This is a genomic window from Paenarthrobacter sp. NPDC090517, from assembly GCF_044769165.1.
Lineage (GTDB): Bacteria > Actinomycetota > Actinomycetes > Actinomycetales > Micrococcaceae > Arthrobacter.
Window position 1 is genome coordinate 890,311 of the sequence record NZ_JBIVXN010000001.1, and the last position, 26,297, is coordinate 916,607.

At 62.1% G+C, this 26,297-nt stretch carries 29 protein-coding genes; 13 read left to right on the forward strand and 16 right to left on the reverse strand.

The window, feature by feature from the left end:
• Nucleotides 1–7: 7 nt before the first annotated feature.
• Complete coding sequence (locus ACIQTW_RS04070; protein ID WP_402933981.1) at nucleotides 8–922, forward strand: DNA-methyltransferase; 915 nt, start codon at nucleotides 8–10, stop codon at nucleotides 920–922.
• On the opposite strand, the gene ACIQTW_RS04075 is transcribed toward ACIQTW_RS04070, so the two are convergent.
• Entirely contained in the window at nucleotides 895–1,503 is a 609-nt protein-coding gene (locus ACIQTW_RS04075) for a MarC family protein (RefSeq protein ID WP_011775424.1), read from the reverse strand. The two genes, ACIQTW_RS04070 and ACIQTW_RS04075, sit on opposite strands and share 28 nt — an antisense overlap.
• Nucleotides 1,503–2,348 (reverse strand): PHP domain-containing protein, encoded by an 846-nt coding sequence (locus ACIQTW_RS04080; protein WP_402933983.1) that lies wholly within the window; start codon nucleotides 2,346–2,348, stop codon nucleotides 1,503–1,505. The genes ACIQTW_RS04075 and ACIQTW_RS04080 overlap by 1 nt, the downstream gene beginning before the upstream one ends.
• A gap of 80 nt (nucleotides 2,349–2,428) precedes the next feature.
• Here ACIQTW_RS04080 and ACIQTW_RS04085 point away from each other — a divergent pair, with 80 nt between their 5' ends.
• Nucleotides 2,429–4,003 (forward strand): aminopeptidase P family protein, encoded by a 1,575-nt coding sequence (locus ACIQTW_RS04085; RefSeq protein ID WP_402933986.1) that lies wholly within the window; start codon nucleotides 2,429–2,431, stop codon nucleotides 4,001–4,003.
• A gap of 111 nt (nucleotides 4,004–4,114) precedes the next feature.
• On the opposite strand, the gene ACIQTW_RS04090 is transcribed toward ACIQTW_RS04085, so the two are convergent.
• The gene (locus ACIQTW_RS04090) at nucleotides 4,115–4,942 is read right to left on the reverse strand and encodes a general stress protein (RefSeq protein ID WP_402933989.1); all 828 of its coding nucleotides are present in this window, start codon (nucleotides 4,940–4,942) and stop codon (nucleotides 4,115–4,117) included.
• Between the two features lie 76 nt (nucleotides 4,943–5,018).
• On the opposite strand from ACIQTW_RS04090, the gene ACIQTW_RS04095 reads away from it, so the two are divergent.
• Genes ACIQTW_RS04095 through ACIQTW_RS04105 form a run of 3 tightly spaced genes read left to right on the forward strand, consistent with a single transcriptional unit; the run spans nucleotide 5,019 to nucleotide 8,146 of the window.
• The gene (locus ACIQTW_RS04095; protein WP_011775428.1) at nucleotides 5,019–6,302 is read left to right on the forward strand and encodes a magnesium transporter MgtE N-terminal domain-containing protein; all 1,284 of its coding nucleotides are present in this window, start codon (nucleotides 5,019–5,021) and stop codon (nucleotides 6,300–6,302) included.
• Entirely contained in the window at nucleotides 6,283–7,014 is a 732-nt protein-coding gene (locus tag ACIQTW_RS04100; protein WP_402933993.1) for a DUF1003 domain-containing protein, read from the forward strand. The genes ACIQTW_RS04095 and ACIQTW_RS04100 overlap by 20 nt, the downstream gene beginning before the upstream one ends.
• Nucleotides 7,015–7,018: 4 nt before the next feature.
• The gene (locus tag ACIQTW_RS04105) at nucleotides 7,019–8,146 is read left to right on the forward strand and encodes an Mrp/NBP35 family ATP-binding protein (protein ID WP_402933996.1); all 1,128 of its coding nucleotides are present in this window, start codon (nucleotides 7,019–7,021) and stop codon (nucleotides 8,144–8,146) included.
• A 53-nt stretch (nucleotides 8,147–8,199) separates the two neighbouring features.
• Here ACIQTW_RS04105 and ACIQTW_RS04110 read toward each other — a convergent pair whose 3' ends face one another.
• Genes ACIQTW_RS04110 through sigE form a run of 3 tightly spaced genes read right to left on the reverse strand, consistent with a single transcriptional unit; the run spans nucleotide 8,200 to nucleotide 10,163 of the window.
• Nucleotides 8,200–8,586 (reverse strand): Sec-independent protein translocase TatB, encoded by a 387-nt coding sequence (locus tag ACIQTW_RS04110; protein WP_402933999.1) that lies wholly within the window; start codon nucleotides 8,584–8,586, stop codon nucleotides 8,200–8,202.
• 31 nt (nucleotides 8,587–8,617) lie between these two features.
• Nucleotides 8,618–9,532: a hypothetical protein gene (locus ACIQTW_RS04115; RefSeq protein WP_402934002.1), complete on the reverse strand. Its 915-nt coding sequence runs from the start codon at nucleotides 9,530–9,532 to the stop codon at nucleotides 8,618–8,620.
• 7 nt (nucleotides 9,533–9,539) lie between these two features.
• Nucleotides 9,540–10,163: an RNA polymerase sigma factor SigE gene (gene sigE / locus ACIQTW_RS04120; RefSeq protein WP_017198611.1), complete on the reverse strand. Its 624-nt coding sequence runs from the start codon at nucleotides 10,161–10,163 to the stop codon at nucleotides 9,540–9,542.
• Between the two features lie 237 nt (nucleotides 10,164–10,400).
• Here sigE and ACIQTW_RS04125 point away from each other — a divergent pair, with 237 nt between their 5' ends.
• Complete coding sequence (locus tag ACIQTW_RS04125; protein ID WP_402934006.1) at nucleotides 10,401–11,033, forward strand: O-methyltransferase; 633 nt, start codon at nucleotides 10,401–10,403, stop codon at nucleotides 11,031–11,033.
• Nucleotides 11,034–11,138: 105 nt separating this feature from the next.
• On the opposite strand, the gene ACIQTW_RS04130 is transcribed toward ACIQTW_RS04125, so the two are convergent.
• The 4 genes from ACIQTW_RS04130 to ACIQTW_RS04145 all read right to left on the reverse strand — a co-directional run bounded on the left by ACIQTW_RS04130 (nucleotide 11,139) and on the right by ACIQTW_RS04145 (nucleotide 14,042).
• On the reverse strand, nucleotides 11,139–11,306 hold the full coding sequence (locus ACIQTW_RS04130) for a DUF3117 domain-containing protein (protein ID WP_009357720.1): 168 nt from the start codon (nucleotides 11,304–11,306) through the stop codon (nucleotides 11,139–11,141).
• Between the two features lie 226 nt (nucleotides 11,307–11,532).
• Nucleotides 11,533–12,738 (reverse strand): hypothetical protein, encoded by a 1,206-nt coding sequence (locus ACIQTW_RS04135; protein ID WP_402936224.1) that lies wholly within the window; start codon nucleotides 12,736–12,738, stop codon nucleotides 11,533–11,535.
• Between the two features lie 104 nt (nucleotides 12,739–12,842).
• Nucleotides 12,843–13,184: a DivIVA domain-containing protein gene (locus ACIQTW_RS04140; RefSeq protein WP_402934009.1), complete on the reverse strand. Its 342-nt coding sequence runs from the start codon at nucleotides 13,182–13,184 to the stop codon at nucleotides 12,843–12,845.
• An 18-nt stretch (nucleotides 13,185–13,202) separates the two neighbouring features.
• Nucleotides 13,203–14,042, reverse strand: a complete 840-nt coding sequence (locus tag ACIQTW_RS04145) for a TIGR00730 family Rossman fold protein (protein ID WP_402934012.1) — start codon at nucleotides 14,040–14,042, stop codon at nucleotides 13,203–13,205.
• Nucleotides 14,043–14,205: 163 nt separating this feature from the next.
• Between ACIQTW_RS04145 and ACIQTW_RS04150 the strand changes: the two genes are divergently transcribed.
• From ACIQTW_RS04150 to ACIQTW_RS04165, 4 genes are all read left to right on the forward strand, one after another.
• Complete coding sequence (locus ACIQTW_RS04150) at nucleotides 14,206–14,961, forward strand: amino acid ABC transporter ATP-binding protein (RefSeq protein WP_011775438.1); 756 nt, start codon at nucleotides 14,206–14,208, stop codon at nucleotides 14,959–14,961.
• Nucleotides 14,962–15,016: 55 nt separating this feature from the next.
• Nucleotides 15,017–15,895, forward strand: a complete 879-nt coding sequence (locus ACIQTW_RS04155) for a glutamate ABC transporter substrate-binding protein (protein ID WP_402934016.1) — start codon at nucleotides 15,017–15,019, stop codon at nucleotides 15,893–15,895.
• A gap of 92 nt (nucleotides 15,896–15,987) precedes the next feature.
• Complete coding sequence (locus tag ACIQTW_RS04160; protein WP_402934019.1) at nucleotides 15,988–16,638, forward strand: amino acid ABC transporter permease; 651 nt, start codon at nucleotides 15,988–15,990, stop codon at nucleotides 16,636–16,638.
• Nucleotides 16,635–17,501 carry an amino acid ABC transporter permease gene (locus tag ACIQTW_RS04165; RefSeq protein ID WP_178997006.1) on the forward strand — a complete coding sequence of 289 codons (867 nt, stop codon included), beginning with the start codon at nucleotides 16,635–16,637 and terminating at the stop codon, nucleotides 17,499–17,501. The genes ACIQTW_RS04160 and ACIQTW_RS04165 overlap by 4 nt, the downstream gene beginning before the upstream one ends.
• Nucleotides 17,502–17,591: 90 nt before the next feature.
• Here the strand turns inward: ACIQTW_RS04165 and dapE are convergent, their stop codons facing one another.
• On the reverse strand, nucleotides 17,592–18,716 hold the full coding sequence (gene dapE, locus ACIQTW_RS04170) for a succinyl-diaminopimelate desuccinylase (protein ID WP_402934024.1): 1,125 nt from the start codon (nucleotides 18,714–18,716) through the stop codon (nucleotides 17,592–17,594).
• A gap of 85 nt (nucleotides 18,717–18,801) precedes the next feature.
• Between dapE and dapD the strand changes: the two genes are divergently transcribed.
• Both dapD and ACIQTW_RS04180 read left to right on the forward strand, forming a co-directional pair.
• Nucleotides 18,802–19,827: a 2,3,4,5-tetrahydropyridine-2,6-dicarboxylate N-succinyltransferase gene (dapD, locus tag ACIQTW_RS04175; RefSeq protein WP_402934027.1), complete on the forward strand. Its 1,026-nt coding sequence runs from the start codon at nucleotides 18,802–18,804 to the stop codon at nucleotides 19,825–19,827.
• 13 nt (nucleotides 19,828–19,840) lie between these two features.
• Nucleotides 19,841–20,683: a hypothetical protein gene (locus ACIQTW_RS04180; RefSeq protein ID WP_402934029.1), complete on the forward strand. Its 843-nt coding sequence runs from the start codon at nucleotides 19,841–19,843 to the stop codon at nucleotides 20,681–20,683.
• 17 nt (nucleotides 20,684–20,700) lie between these two features.
• Here ACIQTW_RS04180 and ACIQTW_RS04185 read toward each other — a convergent pair whose 3' ends face one another.
• Complete coding sequence (locus ACIQTW_RS04185) at nucleotides 20,701–21,312, reverse strand: hypothetical protein (RefSeq protein ID WP_402934032.1); 612 nt, start codon at nucleotides 21,310–21,312, stop codon at nucleotides 20,701–20,703.
• 98 nt (nucleotides 21,313–21,410) lie between these two features.
• On the reverse strand, nucleotides 21,411–22,046 hold the full coding sequence (locus ACIQTW_RS04190) for a TetR/AcrR family transcriptional regulator (protein WP_402934034.1): 636 nt from the start codon (nucleotides 22,044–22,046) through the stop codon (nucleotides 21,411–21,413).
• An 80-nt stretch (nucleotides 22,047–22,126) separates the two neighbouring features.
• Between ACIQTW_RS04190 and galE the strand changes: the two genes are divergently transcribed.
• Complete coding sequence (gene galE, locus ACIQTW_RS04195; RefSeq protein WP_026005471.1) at nucleotides 22,127–23,167, forward strand: UDP-glucose 4-epimerase GalE; 1,041 nt, start codon at nucleotides 22,127–22,129, stop codon at nucleotides 23,165–23,167.
• A gap of 87 nt (nucleotides 23,168–23,254) precedes the next feature.
• Here galE and ACIQTW_RS04200 read toward each other — a convergent pair whose 3' ends face one another.
• The 3 genes from ACIQTW_RS04200 to fdxA all read right to left on the reverse strand — a co-directional run bounded on the left by ACIQTW_RS04200 (nucleotide 23,255) and on the right by fdxA (nucleotide 26,258).
• Nucleotides 23,255–24,538, reverse strand: coding sequence for a citrate synthase (locus tag ACIQTW_RS04200; RefSeq protein WP_026005754.1), 1,284 nt, complete (start codon nucleotides 24,536–24,538; stop codon nucleotides 23,255–23,257).
• 232 nt (nucleotides 24,539–24,770) lie between these two features.
• A complete protein-coding gene (dapC, locus tag ACIQTW_RS04205; RefSeq protein ID WP_402934039.1) occupies nucleotides 24,771–25,919 on the reverse strand; it encodes a succinyldiaminopimelate transaminase in 1,149 nt (382 codons plus the stop codon).
• 12 nt (nucleotides 25,920–25,931) lie between these two features.
• On the reverse strand, nucleotides 25,932–26,258 hold the full coding sequence (fdxA, locus tag ACIQTW_RS04210) for a ferredoxin (protein ID WP_017200392.1): 327 nt from the start codon (nucleotides 26,256–26,258) through the stop codon (nucleotides 25,932–25,934).
• Nucleotides 26,259–26,297: the final 39 nt, after the last annotated feature.

Below are 26,297 nucleotides of genomic sequence, written 5' to 3' on the forward strand. Positions count from 1 at the left end.
AACCTCAATGACTGAATCTGTTTGGGCGCCGGACGGCGGCAACTTGGTGGTGCACGCGGACAACGCGGAATTCCTCCCTACGCTGCCGGACGGCGCCTTCACACTCATTTACGTGGACCCGCCCTTCAACACGGGCAGGGTCCAACGCCGCCAGGAAACCCGCATGGTCCGCAACGCGGACGGCGACGGCGACCGCGTCGGCTTTAAGGGCCGCTCCTACGACACCATCAAGGGCGCCCTGCACAGCTACGACGACGCTTTCAGTGACTACTGGTCCTTCCTGGAACCCAAGCTCGTGGAAGCCTGGCGACTTCTGGCCGACGACGGCACCCTGTACCTGCATTTGGACTACCGGGAAGTCCACTACGCCAAGGTGATGCTGGACTCGATCTTCGGCAGGGAATGCTTCCTGAACGAGATCATCTGGGCCTACGACTACGGCGCCCGTGCGAAGAACCGCTGGCCCACCAAGCACGACAACATTCTGGTGTACGTCAAGAACCCCACCAAGTATCACTTCGACAACGCCGAAGTGGACCGGGAACCGTATATGGCTCCTGGCTTGGTCACTCCAGCCAAACGCGAGCTCGGCAAGCTGCCCACGGACGTTTGGTGGCACACCATCGTCTCGCCCACGGGCCGCGAAAAGACCGGATACCCCACTCAAAAACCGGAAGGCCTGGTTCGCAGAATTGTCTCCGCATCAAGCCGCGAGGGCGACTGGTGCCTTGATTTCTTCGCTGGTTCAGGAACCCTGGGTGCCGTGGCAGCCAAGCTGGGCCGTAACTTCGTGTGCGTAGACCAGAACGAACAGGCTATCGAGGTCATGCGGAAACGGCTGGGCAGCAAGGCAGATTTCCATCAGAGCGGATTCCTGCCGGCTACCAGCGTGGATCAGGCAGCGCCCTTCACGAAGGCCTGAACGGCGTCCGCGATCATCTGGACGGCAATGGCTGACAGCAGCAGGCCGGCGATCCGGGTGACCAGCTCCACTCCGTTTTCACCGAGCACTCGCTGTACGACGCCTGCGAAGCGCATCGCAAGGTAAAGCGAGCCCAGCACAACAGCAATGCCGAGGCCAACTGCCAGGTACTCCGCGAGCTGACTGGACTGCTGGACGAATACCATCACGGCGACGATCGCGCCGGGCCCTGCCATGAGAGGCGTTCCCAGCGGCACAAACGCCACGTTCTTATATTTGGCAGCATTCTCTTCGCCGCTGGTGGATCCCGTCAGCAGCTGCAGCGCAATAAGCACCAGGAGCAGACCGCCCGCGCCTTGCAAGGCTGCCAGCGAGATGTGCATGTAGTTCAGGATGGACTGCCCGAAGATCGCGAACACTACGATCACGCCGGTGGCAACCAAAAGAGCCTGGAACGCGGAACGGTTCCGGTCCTTGGCTGACATCTGCGCCGTCAGTGACATGAAGATCGGGACGGTACCCGGTGGATCCATGATGACGAACAGCGTGACGATCACGGAGGCAAGCAGTTGCAGATCCATCAGCGAATTACCGTGCTGCCCGTTGCCAACTCCTCAATGCGTGACAAAACCTCGGGCGAGGTAGTGTTTTCACCCAACAGGTTAGGCTTGCCCGCTCCGTGATAGTCAGATGACCCTGTCATGAGCAAACCGTGTTCGGCGGCCAAACCCCGCAGGAACGTGCGGCCCTCCTCCGGGTTGTCGCGGTGCTCGACCTCAAGTCCCAGCAGTCCTGCATCAATCATGTCCCGGTATGTTCGCTCCCCCACGATGCGTCCCCTCGACGAAGCCACAGGATGCGCGAAAACCGGAACGCCGCCAGCCGCCCGGACAAGCTCGACGGCGACTGCCGGGTTGGGCGCATAGTGCTGCACGAAGTACCGCGAATGTGAGGTGAGGATGGACGTGAAGGCCTCCGTTCGATCCGCGACAACGCCAGCCGCGACCAAGGCATCGGCGATGTGAGGGCGGCCCACCGTGGCACCGGGAGCCACGTGGTGGATGACGTCATCCCAGGTCAACGGGTAATCCTCGGACAACAAGGTGACCATGTGCTCGGCACGGGTGAGCCGGGCGTCCTTGGACTTGGTGATTTCCTCCAGCAAGCCCGCATGGGCGGGGTCGTGGAGGTAACTGAGCAGATGAACGCTGATTCCCTGCTCGGTCCGGCAGGAAATCTCCATTCCGGGAACGAAGGCAATGCCATGTTCCCGTGCAGCCGCGGCGGCAGCTTCCCAACCGTCCGTCGAATCGTGATCAGTTAACGCCACGGCGTCCAGGCCGGCCGAGACGGCGGAGATGATCACGCCGGCCGGTGTCTCGGTTCCGTCGGAAACATTTGAGTGCGCATGCAGGTCTATCCTCACTTTCCCAGCCTATGGGATGCCGGCCTGCTTGGAGTGTTGCGCCGTTGGCCTCCTCACGTAACTGGTGGGACGATGTAACGGTGAACGATGCCGAAAACACCCAGAACTCGTCCTCCCAGCCATTGCAAGAGCGTGTCAACAACCGCTCGCAACGGCCCACATCAGATGCCTTCAAGGCATTTATGGCCAGCAACTGGGCGCCCGCCCCGCAGGTGACCCCCGCGCGCGACGCCGTTGCAGACCACGCTGCCCGCCGCCGTCGTACTATTTCCGAACTGTTCAAGGGCGAACGGCTCGTCATCCCGGCCGGTCCGCTGAAGGTCCGTTCCAACGACTGCGACTACCGTTTCCGCCCGCACTCCGGGTTCGCCCACCTCACCGGCCTGGGCCTCGACCACGAGCCCGACGCCGTGCTGATCCTGGAGCCTGTTGCTGAAGGAAAGGGCGACGACGGCGGTCACCACGCTGCCACCCTCTACTTCCGTCCGCTGGCCGGCCGGGATACAGAGCAGTTCTACGCAGACTCCCGCGCCGGCGAGTTCTGGATCGGTGTGCGTCCCACACTGGCCGAATTCGAAGCCCGCCTCGGCCTCCCCACCGCGCACATCTCCGAGCTCGAGATGGCCATCACCAAGAACGTGGGCGCCCCGGAAATCGGCGGCATCTCCATTCGGCTGGTCCGCAAGGTGGACGAGAACATTGACGCGCTGGTTGACACCGCCCGCTACAACACGGCCAAAGACCCCGAGAACCTGGACCTCGGCGAACTCGACGCCCTGGATGAGAAGCTCAGCGAAGCACTGTCCGAGCTGCGCCTCATCAAGGACGAGTGGGAAATCGAGCAGATGAAGATCGCCGTGGCGGCAACCGTGGAAGGCTTCGCCGACGTCGTCCGGGCCCTCCCCCGCGCATTGACCCACAAGCGCGGCGAGCGTGTAGTGGAGGGTGCCTTCTTTGCCCGCGCCCGCGAGGAAGGCAACGAACTCGGCTACGACACCATTGCCGCGTCCGGCAACAACGCCACCGTGCTGCACTGGAACCGCAACTCCGGGACTGTCAACGCCGGCGAGCTCCTGCTCCTCGATGCCGGTGTGGAGGCAGACTCCCTTTACACAGCTGACGTGACCCGCACACTCCCAGCCACGGGTACGTTCACCGATGTCCAGCGCAAGGTCTACGAGGCCGTGCTCGACGCCGCCGATGCCGGATTTGCTGCTGCCCAGCCGGGCGTGAGGTTCAGGGACATCCACACCGCTGCAACCACGGTCCTGGCTGAACGCCTCGCCGAGTGGGGCCTGCTGCCTGTGTCCGTGGAGGAAGCCATCAGCCCGGAGGGCCAGCAGCACCGCCGCTGGATGCCGCACGGCACCAGCCACCACCTTGGCCTGGACGTCCACGACTGTGCGCAGGCAAAGCGGGAGCTCTACCTCGATGGAGTCCTCACCGAAGGCATGGTTTTTACCATCGAACCGGGGCTCTACTTCAAGAATGAAGATCTCGCGATTCCCGAGGAGTACCGCGGGATCGGTGTTCGAATCGAAGACGACATCCTGATGACAGCGGACGGTCCCCTCAACCTCAGCGCAGCGTTGCCGCGCAAGGCCGACGACGTCGAGTCCTGGATGGCCGGCATCTACCAGGAAGCCCAGGGGTAAGCGCGGGCTTTCGGGCTGGCACGGGCGGTTGAGCCAAAACAAAGGGAAGGCCACCGGAGATCCGGTGGCCTTTCCTTTGTGCTTTGCGGAAGCTGGCGCCTGCGGAAGCGACTACTGCTTGGACGAATCCTCGGCGCTGGACGGCTCTCCCGTTTCCTGAGGCGCGTTCCGTGCCGGATCCTGGCCGTCGGTCACCCGGACACCGTACTGCGGGCGACCGTCCGGGAGGTCCGGGTAACGCACAGCTGCCGGGGTCGGCGTCGGAGCCGGAGCCGGCTGGTTCGCCGGAGCAGCTGCGGACTGTCCTTCCGGAGCTGAACCATTGGTTTCCGGGCCACGCTGGCCATAGGGGTCGTTCCAAGTGGAAGGCCGCTCGGGAGCCTGGCCCGGTTGCTGGAAAGGCGCAGTCGGCTGGTTGTAGCTGGTCTGCGGCGCGGCTGCCTGCGATGGGTTCATGGGCAGCTGGTGAAGCAAACGGCGGGCCTCGTGGGCTGCCTCTACAGCGACGATGACGTCGTAGTTGGTGGCCACCACCTGGCTGGTTGAGGTGAAGTCACGCTTCCCGCGCTGCATGGCGTAGGTGACGATGCCGAACAGCATGAAGAAGGCAGCGCCCATGAGCACGGAGGTGATGATGGAGAACGGTCCCCCGGCGGGAGTAAAGAAGGACAGCATGACGCCGACAAAGAGGCCGAACCACATGCCGCTCAGGGCGCCGGACAATGCCACCCTCGGGTAGCTCAGGCGGCCGGTTACCCGCTCCACCATTTTGAGGTCGTTGCCCACAATCGACACCAGCTGTACTGGGAACTGCTGGTCTGCGAGGTAGTCCACCGCCTTCTGGGCATCCAAATACGAGGTGTACGAGCCTACGGTGTCACCTTGGGGGACACTGCGGGATTCCTCAACGGCTTTGGGAGCACCAAAAATGTTTGACATAGCCCCATTGTGTCTCATGGACATGTGTAGCGGCTGGAATTCAGCTAAAAGAGAGCAGACTCGGTAGCCTGTAAACATGAGCACACATCCCTCACGCGTCTTTGTCGCGCGCTTGCTCGGCTTGGACGTTTTCGACCCCTTGGGCGATCGTCTAGGCCGGTTGCGTGACGTCGTGGTGCTCTCCCGCGGCACCCGTGGCGCTCCCCATGTGGTGGGCATCGTGGTTGAAGTGCCGGGCAAGAAGCGGGTTTTTGTTCCCATGACGCGCATTACGTCCATAGACCAGACGCAAATCATTTGCACCGGCTTGGTCAACCTGCGCCGCTTCGAGCAGCGCGGTGCCGAGACACTGGTGGTCGCTGAGATGTTCGACCGCCGCGTGACCCTGGCCGACGGCAGCGGAGACGCCACGATCGAAGACATCGCCATGGACCAGCACAGGTCCAAGGACTGGTTTGTCAGCAAGCTCTTCGTCCGCCGGGGACACTCCTTGTCCCCGTTTGGCAGGCTCCGCCGCAACGAGACCCTCATCATCGATTGGGCCGATGCCCAGACCGGCGCCCACAACGAGCCCCAGGCCGCCACGCAGTTCGTTGCTACACATGAAGACCTCAAACCTGCCGACTTCGCTGAAGCCCTGCAGGAAATGAGTGACAAGCGACGTTTTGAAGTGGCAAGTGAGCTCCAGGATGAGCGCCTGGCCGATGTCCTCCAGGAACTGCCGGAAGACGACCAAGTGGAGATCCTCTCAGCACTGGATGTGGAACGCGCGGCCGACGTCCTCGAAGAGATGGATCCGGACGACGCCGCCGACCTCCTGGCCGAGCTGCCTTCCGCCCAGGCGGAAGAGCTACTTCAACTCATGGAACCCCAGGAAGCCGAGGACGTCCGCCGCCTCTTGGAATACGACGAAGATACAGCAGGTGGCCTCATGACTCCGGTCCCGGTCATCCTGCCGCCGGAAGCTACCGTCGCCGAGGCCCTGGCCCATGTTCGCCGCGAGGAGCTCTCGCCTGCACTGGCCTCGTCCATCTTCATCGCCCGCCCTCCCTTGGAGACTCCCACAGGCCGTTTCCTGGGCGTGGTGCATATTCAACAACTGCTGCGCTTCCCTCCGCCGGAACCGCTGGGCAACCTTGTGGACAAGAACCTTGAGCCACTTTCGGACCAAGCCCACATCAGCGAAGTGGCCCGCACCTTGGCCACGTACAACCTGAATTCACTTCCAGTCGTTGACGACGACGGCCGCCTTGTGGGGGCGGTGACTGTTGATGACGTGCTGGATCACCTGTTGCCGGATGACTGGCGCGCCCATGAGGACGACGCCCCTATAAGGAAACTTGGAGGCCGCATTGGCTGATAACAACGCCGCCCGATCCCCCAAGTCCGCAGGACGCTCGAGCAGCAGCCTTGACACGCCCCTGAGTGGTCGGCAACGTATCCTGCCCAAGTTCTCCCCGAACCCGGACGCTTTCGGAAACGCAACGGAGGGCTTCGCCCGCTTTATGGGCACGCCGACGTTCCTCGTCTACATGACGGTGTTCTGTGTCTTCTGGCTTGCCTGGAACACCTTCGCTCCCACGGACTGGCAGTTCGACCGCGTGGAGCTGGGCTTCACCCTTCTGACCCTGATGTTGTCCCTTCAGGCTTCCTACGCGGCACCGCTCCTGCTGCTCGCCCAAAACCGGCAGGATGACCGCGACCGTGTCTCGCTCCAGCAGGACCGCCAGCGTGCCGAACGCAATCTCTCCGACACCGAATACTTGACCCGGGAACTGGCGTCACTGCGCATCGCCTTGCGCGAAGTAGCAACCCGTGACTATGTCCGGACCGAGCTTAGAAGCCTGCTGGAAGACATCATCGATGCCCAGGAGGAACTCCGTGAGAACGAAACCTCCGCTGATGGCACGGAATCGCCGGGTGAGAAGGTCAAGGAGAAGCTGAAGGAGAAGCGCGACAAATCGCGTGGACCCCGAACACAGCAGATTCCGAAGGTCCGGCCCCAGCGGGCTGCAGGTCCACAACATTCCACCGGCAAGCCATCGCCCGAAAACCCCGAAAGCCGAGCCTGACCCCATGAGCACCGCATCTGCCGAGGCGCTGCATGCTGCCTTGGCCACCGTCATTGATCCTGAGCTCCGGCGCCCCATCACGGAACTTGGAATGGTGGAATCGGTGTCCGCCGATGCTGGCGGCGCCGTGCACGTCGCAGTTCTGCTGACCATCGCCGGGTGTCCCCTGCGGGAGACCATCACCAAGGATGCCACCGACGCCCTTTTCCGGGTGGAAGGCGTCACGGGCGTGGATGTTGAGCTGAAGGTCATGACGCAGGCCCAGCGGGAAGCGCTCAAGGAACAACTCCGCGGGCCCGGTGGACAGCGCGGCATACCGTTTACCAAGCCCGGCTCCCTGACCAAGGTGTACGCCGTAGCCAGCGGTAAAGGCGGTGTGGGCAAGTCATCCGTCACCGTCAATCTGGCGTGTGCACTTGCCGCCCAAGGCCTCCGGGTTGGCATCGTGGACGCCGATGTGCACGGCTTCTCCGTACCCGCCCTGATGGGGATCAACCAGAAGCCCACGCAGGTGGACGACATGATCCTGCCGCCCGTCGCCTACGGCGTGAAGGTCATCTCCATCGGCATGTTCGTTGCAGGCAACCAGCCGGTGGCCTGGCGCGGTCCCATGCTGCACCGTGCCCTCGAACAATTCCTCACCGATGTCTACTTTGGTGACCTCGATGCCCTCTTCCTGGACCTGCCCCCGGGCACGGGCGACATCGCCATTTCCGTGGCTCAGCTCCTGCCCAACGCAGAAATTCTGGTGATCACCACGCCGCAGGCAGCTGCTGCGGATGTCGCCGAACGAGCCGGCACCATCGCTACCCAGACGGGGCAGAAAGTGGCCGGCGTCATCGAAAACATGTCCTACCTGGAAATGCCCGACGGCGCACGCATGGAATTGTTTGGAAGTGGCGGTGGTGCCATCCTGGCTGAGCGGTTAAGCGCTGCCGTGGGCAGCGACGTTCCGCTCCTTGGGCAAATTCCCTTGGACATCCTTTTGCGGGAGGGCGGTGACGCCGGGAAACCCGTGGTTCTGGCAGCACCTGAAACAGCTGCCGCCAAAGCGATGGAAGGCATCGCTGCCGCCTTGGCCACGCGGCCTCGCGGTTTGTCCGGCATGCCTTTGGGGATTCAGCCGCGCTGAGCCCCGGCCCTGGAACAGAACCAACGCCCTCAACGGCTGTCGGCTGCTTCGAATCAGGTCGCTTCGGAATCGAACGGAGCAGCTTCGCCCTCGGCGAGCCGCTCAATGACCCGCAGAGGGGCCTTGGGCTTGGTATCTACGGCAGTGGCAGCAGCTGCGGGACCTCCAGCACTGACTGGCTTGGTGTCGTCTTCAAGGAGCGCATCCTTGATGATTCGACGGGGATCATACTGGCGGGGATCATACTTCTTCCAGTCGACCTCGTCGATGTCGATGCCGACTTCTTCTTTGATCTGCTCCCGGGCGCCGGAAGCCATCCGGCGGACTTCCTTGACCAGGTTGGCGAGCTTTTGAGTGTATTCGGGCAAACGGCTGGGACCGATGACGAGTACGCCGATAATCAGAAGGAGTATGAACTCCGGGCCGTTGATTCCAAACACGCTACGAAGATTACCTTGTCTGTGGTGCCGCTCATAAACCGGTAGGACGGAGCAGGGTCCGGAGGCCGCGCAGCAGCCTTTCGTACCAGGCTTCAGGATCATCATCGGCGGACATGAATGCCATGGACTCCCCCGCCCGGACAATTTCAGGGACGGCGTCGTCCGCGCTGTCCGCCGGGAGGTCGGAGGCATAGCTGATGACTGCGGCCGGCATGGTGTAGACAGCCTTCCAAGGGCTTCCCTGCGTGACAGAGAGCTGCGCGGACGTAGACCGTCCACTGCCGGGTTCATCCGCCGGGAGGTGTTCCTCCACGATGGTGGCGTAGTGACCGTTGCTTTCGAGCCTGATCTCCACGGCCGGATTCCCGTTATCCATGGTGGCTTGGGCGGACACGACGTGGAAGCCCATTCCGGATAGCTCGGGACACGCCCACCCGTCTTCCCGTAGTGACTCCAACTGGGCAGTACTTAAACTGACTTTGCTGCCGGCCCGAAACGCGGGTCCAACCATCGCTTCTGTGGGGTTGGCCGTCCAAGCACCGGCAAGTGCGCCAACATCGCTGGTTCCCGCGAGGGCCTGTGGTCTTTCATCACCGGCGACCACATAGGCGGACAGTGCCAAGGCTCCTGCGCTCACCGCCAGGACTCCGGCAGCAGTACCCGCAATGCCAACGCCGCGCCACCGACGGTGTGGATATTGCGGTGTTGAGTAAATTGGTGCCGGTTCGTTGGCCAACCGTTCGGTGTGATGAATTAATCGCGCCGCAAGATCCTGGCTGGCTTCGGGCACGGCTGCACCACGGAGGCGTTCAAGGTACTGCCGTTCCCGGCGGAGCGCGATCCGGCAGTCCGAGCAGTCCTCCAGGTGTTCGGGGTTGCGCGTATGGCGAAGCGCAGCCAATTTGCGCCGGGACAGGGCTCCCGGTCGAAGTGAACGTCGAGGCATCGACTACCTAAAGAATGCTGGCGATGCGGGGCATCTTAAGCCGCGGCTTACGGGCCTCTGCCGGGCGGGGGTCACGGTGGGCGAGCTTCTCGCGCAGCATGGTCCGTCCGCGGTGGATACGGGATCTAACGGTTCCAAGCTTCACACCGAGCGCCTCCGCGACTTCGTCATAGGAAAGGCCCTCAAGGTCACACAACACGACGGCGGCGCGGAAGTCCGGCGGGAGTTCTTCCAAAGCCCTTTGGACATCAAGGTCGAGGTTGTTGTGTTCGAAGCTCTGTTCCGGGCCTGGTTCGCGGCCGGGCAAGCGGGATTCGGCATCCTCAGCAAGCGCGTCGAAGCGGATCCTGCTCTTGCGCCGGGCCTGGTCCAGGAACAGGTTGGTGGTGATGCGGTGCAACCAGCCATCCAGGGTTCCCGGCTTGAAGTTTTCAAGGGAACGGAAAACTCTGACGAAAACCTCCTGGGTGAGGTCTTCGGCGTCGAACTTGTTGCCGGTCAGGCGATAGGCGAGGCGATACACCTTGGCGGAGTGGTTCGAAACCACTTCCTCCCAGCTGGGCATGACCCAATCAGTAACGGCCTCAAGGCTTTCTGATGTTTGGACTGGCGCAGCATGCGATGCCGGCATCGTCCACTCCCCTCAAACTGTGGTTCACCGAGTCTTCGGCGCCGCCCACCTCATGGATGACCGGAGCATTATCATCCCAAGTTTGTCTGGGAATTTCCTGACTGGCAGAGGATTTCCCCGCAAGGCTGAAATGGGCCGTAGACACAGGTGCGGGGAGGATTCCCTGCAACGGGTATACGGGGGCGGACACAGTAGTCTTGGTACAAACACCCCTACCCGCGGAAAGCGAACCCCTTCATGAGTGCCGACAAGTCAAGCAGCTGGTCCTACGCAGAAGATCTGCCGGCTGAGGATGACGTATTGTTGCGCGCCCGGGAGCGGTCCTTCGAACTGGGGGTCAACCCCATCAGCCCCGGCGTGGGTGCCGTACTGACCGTACTCGCGGCCGCTTCCAAGGCGCAGACAGTGGTGGAAGTCGGCTCGGGTGCCGGGGTCTCCGGGGTTTGCCTGCTGCGTGGATTGAGTCCCCATGCGGTGCTGACCACTATCGATGTGGACGTCGAACACCTCAAGGCGGCCAGGGAAGCGTTCCTGGAATCGGGTAGCCCGGCCAACCGCACCCGCACCATCTCGGGCCGCGCAGCCGACGTTTTGCCGCGCCTGACCGACTCCGCCTACGACCTCGTCTTCATCGACGCCGACAAGCCGAATTTCCCCAAGTATGTGGAACAGGCCATCCGCCTCCTGAAATCCGGCGGCACTCTGGTCATCAACGATGCCCTGGACAAAGACCGCGTCTCCAACCCGGCTGCGCGGGATGCCACCACCGTTGTCTTGCGTCAGATCGGCAAGGCGATTCGCGACGACGAACGGCTGGCGTCAGCGATGCTGCCCACGGGTGATGGACTTCTGGTGGCCGTTAAGAAGTAGGTGCACTGCAGAAGCAGGGGCACCCTTGAGAAGTAATGGGGCGGCTTAAACAAAAAGCAGGGCTCCGGCTTGCCGGGCCCTGCTTTGTAACTCTAGTCAAAACGCCTATTCAGTAACGCCTACGAGGCATTCCTTGAGGTTGGCCGCTTCCGCGGCGTTGAGCTCGACAACGAGTCGTCCTCCGCCTTCGAGCGGCACACGCATGATCAAGCTGCGTCCCTCTTTGGTAACTTCCATAGGGCCGTCGCCGGTACGTGGTTTCATAGCCGCCATTAGGAAAATCCCCTCCATTTGTCCCAAGTCACGCCAACCCGGCCGGGCTGGTTCCGCGTCGCAATTGCAGCCGGCGGCACCGCTTGGGAGGCCGCCTTGGCCGGGCACTTTTCGGTGCTTTGTCCTTGCTCTTAGTCCATTATCCCGTAATTACCCGTCCGTAGCGAATCAAACGCCTATTTGTCCGGGCTTTGTACATACTCCCGGTGTGCGGCAAAGGTCCACGTCAGGGCGGGTAGTCCCCGCCTCCGGGAAGCGGAGCCCACGCCCACAGCCACACCACCCAGACGATCTGGAGGAGGCCGAACATCAGCACCACGGTTCCCCGATACGCCTTGGACTTGGACAGCAACGCCACCCCCAGTGCCAGCGGGAACAGGGGCAGCAACATTCGGAACGTACTGGTCTGCGGATGAAGGAACACCAGCAGGTAGCCCATGTAGCAGGCGCACCAGAGCCGCAACTCGGTTCCGAGCGCCCGGACGGGCTTTGACAGCATGACCAGCACGAAAAGTGCCGTGAAAAGGAAGGGGGCCAGCACACCCAGCACAGGACCAAACAGCATCCTGCCCGTGTCGAACCACGGCTTGAAAGGCACAAGATCGTGCCCCCGCCAGGCTGTTTCGGTACGTGTGTAGGCAGTCAATTCACCAGTAGTGGCCCAGGCAATCGCCGGCCATGCCAGAGCCCCGGCGCCGGCAGCCAACACCAGGGCCGCGAGCGACAACAGGCTGCGCACCGGCGTTGGTCCTGCGCCGTTGGAAGCTGAAGCCGGAGCTGGCAGCGTACTGGACGGCCCGAAGCGCTGCCATAAACGCCACAGCAACAGCAACCCCACCATGGCTGCAAAAGGAACCCCCGTGGGCCTGGAAAGGCACATCAGGAGCACTACGGGAATAGCTGCCAGGTACTGGCGCCGAACCACCAGCAGCAAGGAACCCGACAACAGCAACAGATTTAGCGACTCGGCATACGGGACCTGGAGGATGGGTGACACCGGGAACGTCGAGACGAAGATGACGCCCCACAACGCTGCCCGCTTGCCCGAGAACTCGCGAAACAGTTTATAGATCACCAAAGCTGCGCCCACACCTGCCAGCATCGCGATGATGGTGAGCGAAGGCAGGGTTCCTATGCCGGTAACCGCCGAGAGACCTCTGGCCAGGAAGGGAAAGAGCGCATAGAAGGCCCACGCGTTTTGCTGCACCACGCCGTTCGCGTCCACGGGCAGGACCGAGGGGTATCCCTTGTCTGCAGCTTCCTGATACCAGCGTCCATCCCAGATGGTGATGAAGTTCCAATAGTCCGGAGCCGGCGGGAACCACGGATTCATTCCCTGATGAATGGCGGCCGCCATGAAGATAAAGGCGCTGACCAGCCTCGCAGCCACAAACACCAAGGAAACCTGCAACCACCAGGGCCATCCAGCCATTCCGGCGACCGCGGCCGATAGCCCCAGGGAAAGCCGCGCAGTGGGTCCTTGCTGCCCCTGGGTCTTCGGGGCAGCAGTTCCCTTCGGCGCGGGGACCGGGGAACTCACTGCCCGGTCCGGCCGGTTTCGCCGTCCTGGAGACGCGGCTGGACCAAGGCGCCAAGCCGTTCGATTTCGCGATCCTTTGCCTGTAGCTGGTCCTTCAGCTCATCCAGGACCTGGTCAACCTGGTCCATCCGGTACCCGCGAAGGCCCAACGCAAAGCGCAAGGAGTCGACGTCGGAGGGCTTGGCATCCTCCGGCAGCAAAACAGCGGGCAAGTTGGGGACCGGTTGGTCAAGTCCGGATCCGATCGAGCGCCCCCGTACGATCCCGGCGCCGAGGTACAGCGCCGCGCCGACAAGGACTATCGCGAGAAACACCAGGAAAAAGCTCACAGGGTCCATCGTGCCAGAAACAGCCAACTATTCCGGGCGCTGGTTCCCATTGGTGGTAGGGGGAAGCGGTGCACCGTGCAGCACACGATGGACGGCGTCGGCGGGGTCATCCACCAGCTGGATCAGGTCAAGGTCCTTCTCGGAAACCATTCCTTCTGCCACCAGGGTGTCCTTGATCCACTCGATCATGGGTCCCCAGAAGCGGATACCGAGCAGCACAATGGGGAACGACGTCACTTTGCGCGTTTGGACAAGCACCATGGCCTCGAACAACTCATCGAGGGTGCCGAGTCCCCCAGGAAGCACAACGAAGCCCTGCGCGTACTTGACGAACATGGTCTTACGGGCGAAGAAGTACCGGAAGTTGATGCCCAGGTCCACCCACTGGTTGAGTCCCTGCTCGAAAGGCAGCTCGATGCCCAGGCCAACGGAGACTCCATTGCCTTCCACAGCGCCCTTGTTTGCAGCTTCCATGGACCCGGGTCCGCCACCGGTGATAACCGCGACTCCGGCTTCAGCGAGTTTGCGTCCTACGTCGACGGCCATCTCGTAGTACTCGGTTCCGGGCTTAGTCCGCGCTGAACCGAACACACTGACGGCAGGTCCCAGGTCCGCAAGGGCTCCGAAGCCCTCCACGAACTCGCTCTGGATCCTCAGGACACGCCAAGGATCGGTATGAATGAACTGCCCGGCACCGCTGGTATCCAGCAAATGCTGGTCCGACATCCCCGTGTCCGCCTGTTTACGTCGAAGCTCCAATGGACCCTTGTGCTTGGCGGGCGCGATCTCCGAAGGGAGCGGCACGTGGGTACCCTCGACGCGGCCGTTGGCATCGGGGTGGGGAACTGGGTGCTGGCTGATGCTCATTGCCCAAGGCTAGCGCGGATGAAGGCCTGCTCCTTCGCTACGACCCGCTTCTTGCATTGCAGTCTGGTATATCGCTGTGGGGCAGGTTTCTGTTCAGTCACGATCTTCAGGAAGTTGCCGTGACCGTGGTCATATTTGCTTCTTTGTTCGCTAGATTCGTCGTATGACTACTCAAGCGTCCGGCGATGCCCTCGTCTCCCTGAACGGCGTCAATAAGCACTACGGTCAATTGCACGTCCTCAAAGACATCAACCTCCAGGTTCAGAAGGGTGAAGTCGTGGTGGTTATCGGACCTTCCGGTTCCGGTAAATCCACTCTCTGCCGTGCGATCAACCGTTTGGAAACGATTGACGACGGCGACATCGCCATCGACGGGAAGAAGCTTCCCGAAGAAGGCAAGGACCTCGCTCACTTGCGTGCCGACGTCGGCATGGTGTTCCAGTCCTTCAACCTGTTCGCCCACAAGACGATTCTTGAGAACGTCACGCTGGGTCCCATCAAGGTTAAGAAGGTGGCCAAGGGTACGGCTGACAAGGAGGCCATGGCCCTCCTTGAGCGTGTAGGCGTCGGGCACCAAGCCCCGAAGCTTCCCGCCCAGCTCTCCGGCGGCCAGCAGCAACGTGTGGCTATTGCCCGCGCTCTCGCCATGAAGCCGAAGGTAATGCTGTTCGACGAGCCCACGTCCGCGTTGGACCCCGAGATGATCAACGAAGTTCTGGACGTCATGATCCAGCTGGCCAAAGAAGGCATGACCATGATCGTGGTCACCCACGAGATGGGCTTCGCCCGCAAGGCTGCTGACCGAGTGGTGTTCATGGCTGACGGTCAGATCGTGGAAGACGCAACACCCGAGGAATTCTTCACCAACCCGAAGAGCACCCGTGCCAAGGACTTCTTGTCCAAGCTCTTGACCCACTAGCTCCTTACCGCCAGCACCCCCGGCCGTAAGGCGGCCACCCAATGAAAGGAACATCATGAAGTCTCTTATTACCCGGAGGAAGTCACTCCTGGTGGCCGCGTCGGCTGCGCTTGCTCTCTCCCTGAGCGCTTGCGGCGGCGGCAGCAGCACCACCACTCCCCCTGTTGCCTCGGCGAGCTTCGAAGCCGGCACCACGATGGAGAAGCTGAACAAGGCCGGGACGATCAAGATCGGCACTAAGTTCGACCAGCCGTTGTTCGGCCAGAAGGGCCTGGACGGCAAGCCTGTCGGTTTCGACGTCGAAATGGGCAAGGCAATCGCCGCCAAGCTTGGAATTCAGGCTGACAAGATCGAGTGGGTAGAGACTGTCTCCCAGAACCGTGAGTCGTTCATCGAGCAGGGCCGCGTCGATCTTGTGATCGCCACGTACACCATCAACGATGCCCGTAAGGAAAAGGTCGCCTTCGCCGGACCGTACTACGAAGCAGGCCAGGCGCTGTTGGTGAACAAGGACGACACCTCCATCACCAAGCCCGAAGATGTCTCCGGCAAGAAGGTCTGCTCGGTCACGGGTTCCACCCCGGCCAAGACCATCGCCGAGAAGTACGGCGCTGAGGTCGTCCCTGCGGCCACCTACACCGCTTGCCTGGAGCCGCTGCGCAACAAGCAGGTTGTCGCCGTCACCACCGACAACGTCATCCTCGCCGGCTACGTGGACAAGGAACCGGACGCCTTCAAGCTCGCCTCGGATGAAACCTTCACCAAGGAGCCTTACGGCATCGGCCTGAAGAAGGACGACACCGTCTTCCGCAACTGGATCAACGACCAGCTTGAGGAATTCGCCAAGGACGACACCTACAAGAAGGCTTGGGAAGCCACTGCAGGCAAGGTCATAAAGACCGCTCCTGAACTTCCTACGATCAACCGCTACTAGTCGGGACCCGTCAACTGCCGCCGCCCCTCCGGACGGCGGCAGTTGACGAATCCAGGACCCTGTTCCCTGATTAGCTGCAGCCAAAGGAAGCCATGGACGCCGTCATAGCAAGCCTCCCCGAGTATTGGGACGGATTTCTCCGAACCCTTTATCTCTCCATAATTTCAGGAATCATTGCCCTCATTGTCGGCACACTCCTGGCAGCCATGAGGGTTTCCCCCGTGGCAGCACTTCGCGGTTTCAGCATGTTCTATGTTGAAGTGGCGCGTAATACCCCCCTCACCATCATTTTCTTTTTCGCCGCCATTGTTCTGCCGCGGTTGGGCGTTAAGTTTGAACAATTCGAAGTCGCGGCCATCATCGCGTTGAGCAGTTACACGGCGGCCTTCATCGCCGAAGCCGTCCGTTCCGGCGTCAACAGCGTTCCCGTGGGTCAAGCAGAAGCTGCCCGCAGCGTCGGCATGACCTTCACCCAGGTGCTGGGCTTCATCGTCCTCCCCCAAGCCGTGCGTACCGTCATACCTCCGTTGATCAACATCCTGATTGCATTGGTCAAGAACTCCTCGGTGGCCGGCGCGTTCTTCGTCCTGGAGCTTTTCGGCTACGGCCGCCAGCTCTCCAACGACTACGGCAACCAAGTCCTCTGGATCCTCCTCGGGGTGGCTTTCTTCTACCTCCTGATCACAGTTCCGCTGGGACTTCTGGCGCACTTTGTTGAACGAAAGGTGGCGATTGCCCGATGACATCGGTCCTGTACGACGTCCCCGGGCCCAAGGCCCGCCTCTATTCGCTCCTGGGCTCCGCCGCCGGAATCCTGATCATCCTCGGCATCCTCGCCATTGCTGTGGTAACACTGGCGCAGCAGGGCATTTTCGACGCCGACCGCTGGGAAATCTTCTACGGTCCCATGGCCCCGGACGTCTGGAACCTGATCGGCCAAGGCATTCTCTCCACCTTGGCAGCAGCTGCCGTGGCAGCCGTGATCGCATTCCCCCTGGGCATCGCACTCTGCCTCCTTCGAATCTCCCTGATTCCTTGGATCCGGATTCCCACGCAGGTAGTGCTTGAGTTCCTCCGCGGCATGCCCGTGGTCCTCATGATGTTGTTTGTCCTGTTGGTTTTCGCCACGGGTCAGTTCCAAGCCGTGGTTGTTGGCTTGGTTCTCTACAACGCCGCCATCTTTGCTGAGATCCTGCGTGCAGGCATCCAATCCCTCCCCAAGGGACAGCGCGAGGCCGGCCTGGCCATCGGCCTCCGAAGCTTCCAGTCCCGGATGTCCATCGAGTTTCCCCAAGCTGTTCGCCGGATGCTTCCGTCCTTGGTGGCCCAGCTGGTGGTTCTGCTTAAGGACACCTCGCTTGGCTACATCGTGGGTTACGAGGAACTTCTTCGGAAGATCCAGATCATGGCCGACTTCCTGGGCCCCGACTTCCTGTTCCCTGCGTTCTTCGTAGGTGCTGCGATCTACATCCTGATCAACCTGACGGTGTCACGGATTGCGATCATGATTGAACGCCGCGGTTCCAAGAAGGCCGCCGGCGGCGTGGCCTCGGCCATCAAGACGGTGGATCTCGAAGTCAACGTACCGGGTACCGATAAGAAGTAATCCTGTAGCAAAAGAAGAAGGTCCGCAGCCACGGTGACCAGTTCACCAGGCTGCGGACCTTCTTCATTTGCTGAGCGGGAAGCTCTGGGACTACGGCGTCAGCCAGGTCCTCAACGCACGGAGGCACTCACGGACGGCGTCGGCGTCGACGTGTTCGTTGTCCTTGTGAGCCAGCAGAGGATCGCCGGGGCCGAAGTTCACCGCCGGGATGCCCAGTTCACTGAAACGCGCGACGTCGGTCCATCCGTATTTGGGCTTGGGCTCGGCACCCACTGCGGCAACGAAGGAAGCCGCGGCCGGGTGGTTGAGTCCAGGCCTCGCGCCGGCAGCAGCGTCCGTACGGACGACGTCGAATCCTTCCAGAAGGTCCCTGACGACGGCCTCGGCCTGGTCCGGGGTCTTGTCCGGAGCGAATCGGTAGTTGATCTCCACCACGCAGCGGTCCGGGATGACGTTGCCCGCTGTACCTCCGTTGATCTTCACCGCGTTGAGGCTCTCGCGGTAATCGAGGCCGTCCACGGTGATGGTCTGCGGATTGTAGGCCGCGAGCCGCGCCAGGATGGGTGCCGCGGCGTGGATCGCGTTGATGCCCATCCATGCACGCGCTGAGTGGGCTGTTTCGCCGATGGTGGTGGCTTCGAAACGGCTGGTGCCGTTGCAACCACCTTCCACCGTGCCGTGAGTCGGCTCCAGCAGGATCGCGAAGTCGCCCTGCAACAGGTCCCCGTGGTTGCGCACCAACCGACCGAGGCCGCTCTTGACCGCTTCCACTTCCTCATGGTCGTAAAAGACAAAGGTGACGTCTTTGTCCGGCTGCCGCCCGTCGTCGAACAGTGTCGCAGCCAGCGCCAGCTGCACCGCAACGCCGCCCTTCATGTCAGTAGTCCCGCGTCCGTACAGCACGCCTTCGCCGGGGATTCCGGACTCCCATGTTGCCGGGACGGTGCCCAGCGAACCCGGCACGGTGGGCAGGGGCACGGTGTCCAGATGTCCCGCGAGGATGACGCGTTCGGAGCGGCCAAGTTCGGTGCGCGCGATGATGGCGTCGCCGTCCCGGGTCACCGTATAGGCGGGGATGGCGCGTAAAGCGGACTCGACGGCGTCGGCGAGCTCGGTCTCGTTGCCGGAAACGCTGTTGAAGTCAATGATCGCGGCCGTCAGCAGGGCAACGTCCTGGCGCAGGTCAAGAAGGGCGGGAGCAGGGTTCAGGGTCACCCGTCCAGCCTAATGCCCGCAAATGCGACTTCTATGGCATGAGACGGGTTTTAACCGACCTCTGCCTGCTGGATACACTTGGCGCATGACTGAAACTGCTTCCTCTGCTGTGCCCGCAAACGCGTCCGACAACCACCGTTCGGCCTATGGCTTCGGCCTCGCCACCATCGCCACCTCGGCCTCCGGGGAAGCAACCGTGCTGGACGTCTGGTACCCCGCACCCGCGCTGGGCGTCGCCGCCGAGACCCTGCGCGACGTCAACAACGCCGATCCCGCACTCGTTGCACTTGCCGAGGAAGGCAAGGACGCCGACCGCGGCACCGAGCAGAAAGTTGTCTTCGCACAGATCGACCTCGACGCCGCCCCTGCAGACACTGCCGATGCTTACCTCCGCCTGCACCTCCTGTCGCACCGCCTGGTCAAGCCCAACAGCATCAACCTGGACGGCGTGTTCGGCAAGCTGCCCAACGTCGTATGGACCAACTTTGGGCCGGCAGCCGTGGACGGCTTCGAACTGACCCGCGCCCGCCTGCGCAAGCGCGGCAACGTTGTGGTCTTCGGCGTGGACAAGTTCCCGCGGATGGTTGACTACGTGGTTCCCACCGGTGTGCGCATTGCCGACGCCGACCGCGTCCGTTTGGGTGCCCACCTCGCCGAAGGCACCACAGTAATGCACGAAGGCTTCGTGAACTTCAACGCCGGAACCCTGGGTACCTCCATGGTGGAAGGCCGCATCTCGGCAGGCGTCGTAGCCGGTGACGGAACGGACGTTGGAGGCGGAGCATCCATCATGGGCACGCTCTCCGGTGGCGGCAAGGAAAAGATTGCCCTGGGCGAGCGTGTCCTGCTCGGAGCCAACTCCGGCGTGGGCATCAGCATCGGCGATGACTCCGTTGTGGAGGCCGGCCTGTACGTCACCGCCGGCACCCGTGTGCGCGTTCCGGGTCCCAAGGACGAGAACGGCGAGGACACCAGCAAGATCATCAAGGCAGTGGAACTCTCCGGCGTCCCGAACCTGCTCTTCCGCCGTAACTCCACCACGGGCGGCGTGGAAGTCCTTCCGCGCAAGGGCCAGACCGTGGAGCTGAACGAGGCTCTCCACGCCAACTAGCAGGAGAGAATCAATGCGCCGGTTCCGCCGCGCCATTGTTGCGGTGCTGGCTTTGGCCCTCGTAGCAGGTGCCATTTACGCGATAGTTGCCGTGCTGCAGCGCTCCGAGACCCTGGTTACGGAGCGCTGCCTCGCCGTCGTCGGCTCTGAAAGCCATGAGCTTGCAACGGACCAGGCTGCCAACGCATCGCTCATCTCGGCGATCTCCGCCCGGCGTGGACTTCCACCCAGGGCGGCGAGCATAGCTCTGGCCACAGCCATGCAGGAATCCAGGCTGCGTAACATCAACTACGGTGACGACGCTGGACCGGACTCCCGCGGTTTGTTCCAGCAGCGGCCCTCGCAAGGCTGGGGAACCGAGGAACAGGTGATGGATCCTGTCTATGCAAGCAACGCCTTCTTTGACGGACTGGTCAAGGTGCCCGGCTACGAGACCATGGAGATTACCCAAGCCGCCCAAGCGGTCCAACGTTCCGCCTTCCCCCGTGCTTACGCCCAGCATGAGGCAATGGGCCGGGCCTTCGCTTCCGCCCTCACCGGACACTCCACCTCGTCATTGAATTGCGAATTGCGCATGCCGGAGGCGGCGGGTGACCCTGCCGTCGTCGTCGATGAACTCACGACGGCGTTCGGCCCCCAGGCCGCCACCGTTCAGGGCCGCTCGGTTCAGCTGAAAATTGGCGGGACCCAGGCGTGGGCCGTGGCACACTGGGCTGTGGCAAATGCCAAGACGCTGTCCATCACGCAGGTGGATTCGGCAGGCCAGACGTGGAACCGGGAGAAACGCGACGGATGGCAACCCTCCGCCGCTCCCACCGAGACGGTCACCATCACCGTTTCAGCGCCAGCCACCTGAGTTTTTGTACAGCCCTATCAGGCCAGCATCTCCACGACCGGCTGGACGTAACTACGGAACACATCGGGCTCGGAAAGCAGCCGGTGACTCATGATCATGGTGTCCGGTTCCAGGTACCAGGCTCGTGGCTCGTTAAGGGGCAGCTCAATGATGGTGAGTTCAAAGTCGCGGGAACTACGGCCCACCTCTAGGAGCCTGTCCTCCACCATTTCATTCAGTACGTGAGTCACCCCGTTCGCTTCACGGGCGGCTTCAAGATGGGCATACTCGTCAATCCTGTCCGTAGCCCATCCGAGTGCGGAGCCGAAATGTGCCTGCAAGACGCGCTGCAATGCCGGTGAATTGCCAAAGGCCTTGAAGCTTGGAGGCGCCAGTTCAGGTGCCGGGTTGGGGTACGACTTCACCAAGCTCTCCCACCAGGCCTCCCACTCGGTCTTCAGCGCCGGGAAGCCACCCACATCAGAGGTGAGGTGCTTGTGGTCTGCATGACGGACTTTCGGAGCTGCCTGGGACAGCATCGGTTTGCCGGCACCATCCAGTCCCGCTACGTCGCGCAAGTACAGGGCGATGAGCATCGGCCCGGACGTATCCATAGTGATGCGCCATCCCGGGCCGCCTGACTCGTGCATGCGAATTCCTCCCTTTGGCAGGTCCCCGACATGTCCCAGTCTATTCCCGATGGCTCCTGACGGTAATGGCGTTAATAGCCTCTTACGGAGTGGGCAGGCTAAGCATCCCTAACTACGGCAGGCGCTGCCGCCAGGGAGCGCAGGTGAGCCGTCAGGACGTCGCTGCACATCTCCGCGGTCATCCACTCGGGCTGCAGCAGCGCATGCATGCACAGCCCGTCCATGGTGGCCAGGAGCCTCTCTGCTTCCGTTACAAGGGTTTGCTGCGCGTCAGCTTCACCGGGATTCAAGAGCATGATGAGCCGACCGACGACGGCGGCCACGGTGCGGTGGCTGCGCTCGGCTTCGTCGGCCAGGACGGGCTTGATCCGGGCAGCGTGCCGGAACGCCATCCACACGCACGCATCTACTGCGAGTTCCTCGTCCAAGGGCAGGAACTGGCCGAGGAGATTCAGCACAGCGTTGTGCTGCTCGGGGCTTTCAGCTGCAGCGTCCTCGACGGACGCGAGTGCCGCCTCAAGACGCCCTGCAATACGGTCGATCACGGCCGCAAAGGAGAAGACAAGGAGTTCATCACTGCTGGAGAAGTAGTGCCGTACCGAACCAACAGCCAGCCCTGCTTCGTCAGCTACTTCCCTGAGGGATGCCCGCTCCAAACCATCGCTGGCGATAATCCGAAAGACGGCTTGGACAACTTCATGGCGCCGGGCTTCGGCATCAACAATTTTGGGCACCAGTAGTTTTTAGCACGAACGTGCTTCAACACCGCTCAACACAGAGCGGCGTGGCTCGGATTTCCGATAGCGTAGGAACCATGAAAATTCTTGTCACGGGTGGCACCGGCTACATCGGTTCCCACACCGTTTTGTCCCTTCAGGAAGCCGGCCACGACGTCGTTGTCCTCGACAACCTCGTGAATTCCAGCGAGGAATCCCTCCGCCGGGTTTCGGAGCTCACCGGCAAGACTGCCGCCTTCCACAAGGTGGACCTGGTGGATGAGCCCGCCGTTGAGGCGGTCTTCGACCAGCACCAGATCGACGCCGTCATCCACTTCGCGGGGCTGAAGGCTGTAGGCGAGTCCGTCCAGGAACCCCTCGCCTACTACTACAACAACATTGTGGGCACCCTGAACCTGCTCCGCGCCATGGACAAACACAACGTGCGCTCCATTGTCTTCAGCTCCTCGGCCACGGTGTACGGGGAGCACAACCCGATTCCCTACATCGAGAAGATGGAAATCGGCGCCAACAACCCGTACGGCCGCACCAAGGAACAGATCGAGGACATCCTCTCTGACCTGGGTAACGCTGATGACCGCTGGCATATCGCACTGCTGCGCTATTTCAACCCGGTTGGAGCGCACCCGTCCGGCCGCATCGGCGAGGACCCCCAGGGCATCCCGAACAACCTTGTCCCCTTCATTGCACAGGTAGCGGTGGGCCGCCGCGAGAAGCTCATGGTCTTCGGCGGCGACTACGACACCCCGGACGGCACTGCGCAGCGCGACTACATCCACGTGGTCGATCTGGCCGATGGCCACGTAGCAGCCCTGAACTACATCGCCGAGCGCGCCGGCGTTCGTCGCTGGAACCTTGGCTCCGGCCGCGGTTCGTCCGTTCTGGAGGTCCTGCGTTCCTTCGAGAAGGCCGTGGGCCGGCCGATTCCCTACGAGATCACAGACCGCCGCGCCGGCGATCTCCCCGCCTTCTGGGCTGACGCTTCCTCCGCCCTTGCCGACCTTGGATGGTCCACCACGAAGACCGTGGACCAGATGTGCGAGGACCACTGGCGCTGGCAGAAGAACAACCCCTACGGCTACAACGCAGCTGAGGCCGCCGCGACGAGCAACGCTTAGGCAACCAACGCTTAGGCAACCAACGACGGCGGCCGCCCACCTCGCGCGAGGTGGGCGGCCGTCGTCGTTATTGACGCTGTTGCCGTGTCAGTTGGCCGGGTAGTTACGCTCCGGCTCCCCTGTGTAGAGCTGCCGCGGGCGGCCGATCTTGGTCTGGGGATCGTTGATCATTTCGCGCCACTGGGCAATCCAGCCCGGGAGGCGTCCAATAGCGAACAGGACAGTGAACATCTTCTCCGGGAAGCCCATGGCCTTATAGATGAGGCCGGTATAGAAGTCGACGTTCGGGTACAGCTTGCGCTGGATGAAGTAATCGTCAGCCAGTGCCTTCTCTTCCAGGCGCATGGCGATGTCCAGCAGTTCGTCGTTGCCGCCGAGCTTGCCCAGAACTTCGTGTGCCGTTGCCTTGATGATCTTGGCGCGGGGATCGTAGTTCTTGTAGACGCGGTGTCCGAAGCCCATGAGGCGGACGCCGTCTTCCTTGTTCTTAACCTTCTCCATGTAGTCCTCGGGCTTGATGCCGTCGGCTTGGATCTGGCGGAGCATCTTCAGCACGGCCTCGTTGGCGCCACCGTGAGCGGGACCGAAGAGGGCGTTGATGCCGGCGGAGACCGACGCGAAGAGGTTCGCGTTGGACGAGCCCACCAGTCGCACGGTGGACGTGGAACAGTTCTGCTCGTGGTCCGCGTGCAGGATGAGCAGGAGGTCCAGGGCCTTCACGACCACGGGATCCATTTCGTACTGCTCGGCGGGGAGGCCGAAGCTAAGGCGCAGGAAGTTCTCCACCAGGTTCATGGAGTTATCCGGGTACAGCATCGGCTGGCCGATGGACTTCTTGTGCGCATAGGCAGCGATGACCGGCAGCTTGGCCATGAGGCGGATGGTCGAAACTTCAACGTGCTCCGCGTTGAAGGGATCCAGCGAGTCCTGGTAGAACGTGGACAGCGCCGAAACAGCCGAGGAAAGCACGGGCATGGGGTGGGCGTCACGCGGGAACCCGCCGAAGAAGCCCTTGAGCTCTTCGTGCAGGAGCGTGTGGCGGCGGATTCGCTGATCGAACTCTTCCAGCTCTGTGGGAGTGGGGAGGTTGCCGTAGATCAGCAGGTAGGAAACTTCGAGGAAGCTCGAGTGCTGCGCGAGCTGCTCAATGGGGTAACCGCGGTAACGCAGTACGCCTGCGTCGCCGTCGATGTAGGTGATGGCCGAGGTGGTGGCCGCTGTGTTCATGAAGCCGGGGTCATAGGCGACAGCGCCCGTCTGCTTCAGCAGCTTGGAAACGTCATAACCTTCGTTTCCTTCTACAACCTTGATGCGCGGCAGTTCGAGTTCGCCGCCGGCATGGCGCAGTGTCGCGCTGGTGGTCTCAGTCATGGAGTCCCCTTCATGAGGCCTCAGGGCCTCTATCGAACGCTTGTCCAACAACCTTCTGGTGTCGCCGCCTTCGGCCCTACTGTTGCAGGGCTCCAACGGCCGAAGTGCTTTCTTAGAGAAGGCCACCATTGATAGTCAGTTAAAAAGCTACCGCCAGTAACCCTGCGGAACTAATCCGTACCGCCCGGTTACTGGCGGAATGACGCTAATAGTGGTGCAAGTCACAGCATTGTTATGCGGACGCGCCAAGCCGTTCAACAGCGGCGTCAATTCGCTCCTCACTGCCGGTAAGCGCCACACGGATGAAGCCATTGCCGGCGTCGCCATAGAAAACGCCCGGGCCTACCACGATGCCAAGTTCCGCGAAGCGCGCTACCGTGTCCCACGTGGCTTCGCCGGCTGTGGACCACAAGTACAGCCCAGCCTTGGACTGGTGGATCTCAAGTCCGAACTTCTCCAGCGCCGGCACGATCCTCTCGCGGCGGCCGCGGTAGAGATCCTTCTGGGCCAGGACATGGCTGGCGTCACCCAATGCCACACGCATGGCTTCCTGCACAGGGTAAGGAACGATCATGCCCGCATGTTTGCGGCTGTTGACCAGGTTCGCGATGATCGCTGAATCTCCGGCTACGAACGCGGCGCGGTACCCGGCAAGGTTGGACTGCTTGCTGAGCGAGTAGACGCACAGCAAGCCATCTGTGGAACCCCCCGTAACCCGGGGATCCAGAATACTGGGGACAGCTTCGCCGCCACGTTGGACATCCCATTCGCCCCAGCCCAGCTCTGCGTAGCACTCGTCGGAGGCCACCACTGCTCCGAGCTCACGGGCCTGGCCGACGATCCGTTGGAGCGACTCAATGTCCCGGACGCTGCCTGTGGGATTGCCCGGTGAGTTGATCCAGATCAACCGGACCTTCGCGCGGGTGGCGGGATCGAGTTCATCCAGATCGTCAGCGGCAACTGCCGTGGCGCCTGCCAATGAGGCGCCGATGTCGTAGGTGGGGTAGGCAACCGTGGGACGCACAACGACGTCGCCTGCGCTCAAGCCCAGCAGGAACGGCAACCACGCCACGAGCTCCTTCGAACCCACGGTAGGCATGACGTCCTTGGGGTCCAGCCCCGGGACGCCGCGGCGGCTGGCGAACCAGTGCACAACCGCCTCCCGCAAGGCCTCCGTGCCGTGAACCGTGGGATAGCCGTGGGCATCGGCAGCGTTGGCCAGAGCCTCGCGGATCAACCCGGGGGTGGGGTCCACCGGAGTTCCGATGGAGAGATTCACTGCGCCACCGGGGTGCTTGGAAGCCGTGGCAACGTATGGCGCCATGGCCTCCCAGGGGTAGTCAGGCAGGTTCAGGCCGAAAGCCGGCGCCGCTGAAATCAAAGAAACTACCGCCTAGTGGTCTTGGTTCTGCGGGGGCAGTGCAGCGATGTACGGGTGGTCCTTACCCGTGTTGCCGATCTTGGCCGCTCCACCCGGGGATCCGAGGTCGTCGAAGAACTCAACGTTGGCCTTGTAGTAGTCGGCCCATTCTTCGGGGGTGTCATCCTCGTAGTAAATGGCCTCAACCGGGCACACGGGTTCGCAGGCTCCACAGTCGACGCATTCATCGGGGTGGATGTAGAGGGAACGCTCACCTTCGTAAATGCAGTCGACAGGGCATTCTTCAATACATGCCTTGTCCTTGACATCTACACACGGCTGCGCGATTACGTACGTCACGTCCCAGACCTCTCCACGGTTTGTCCCGGCGATGGCCGG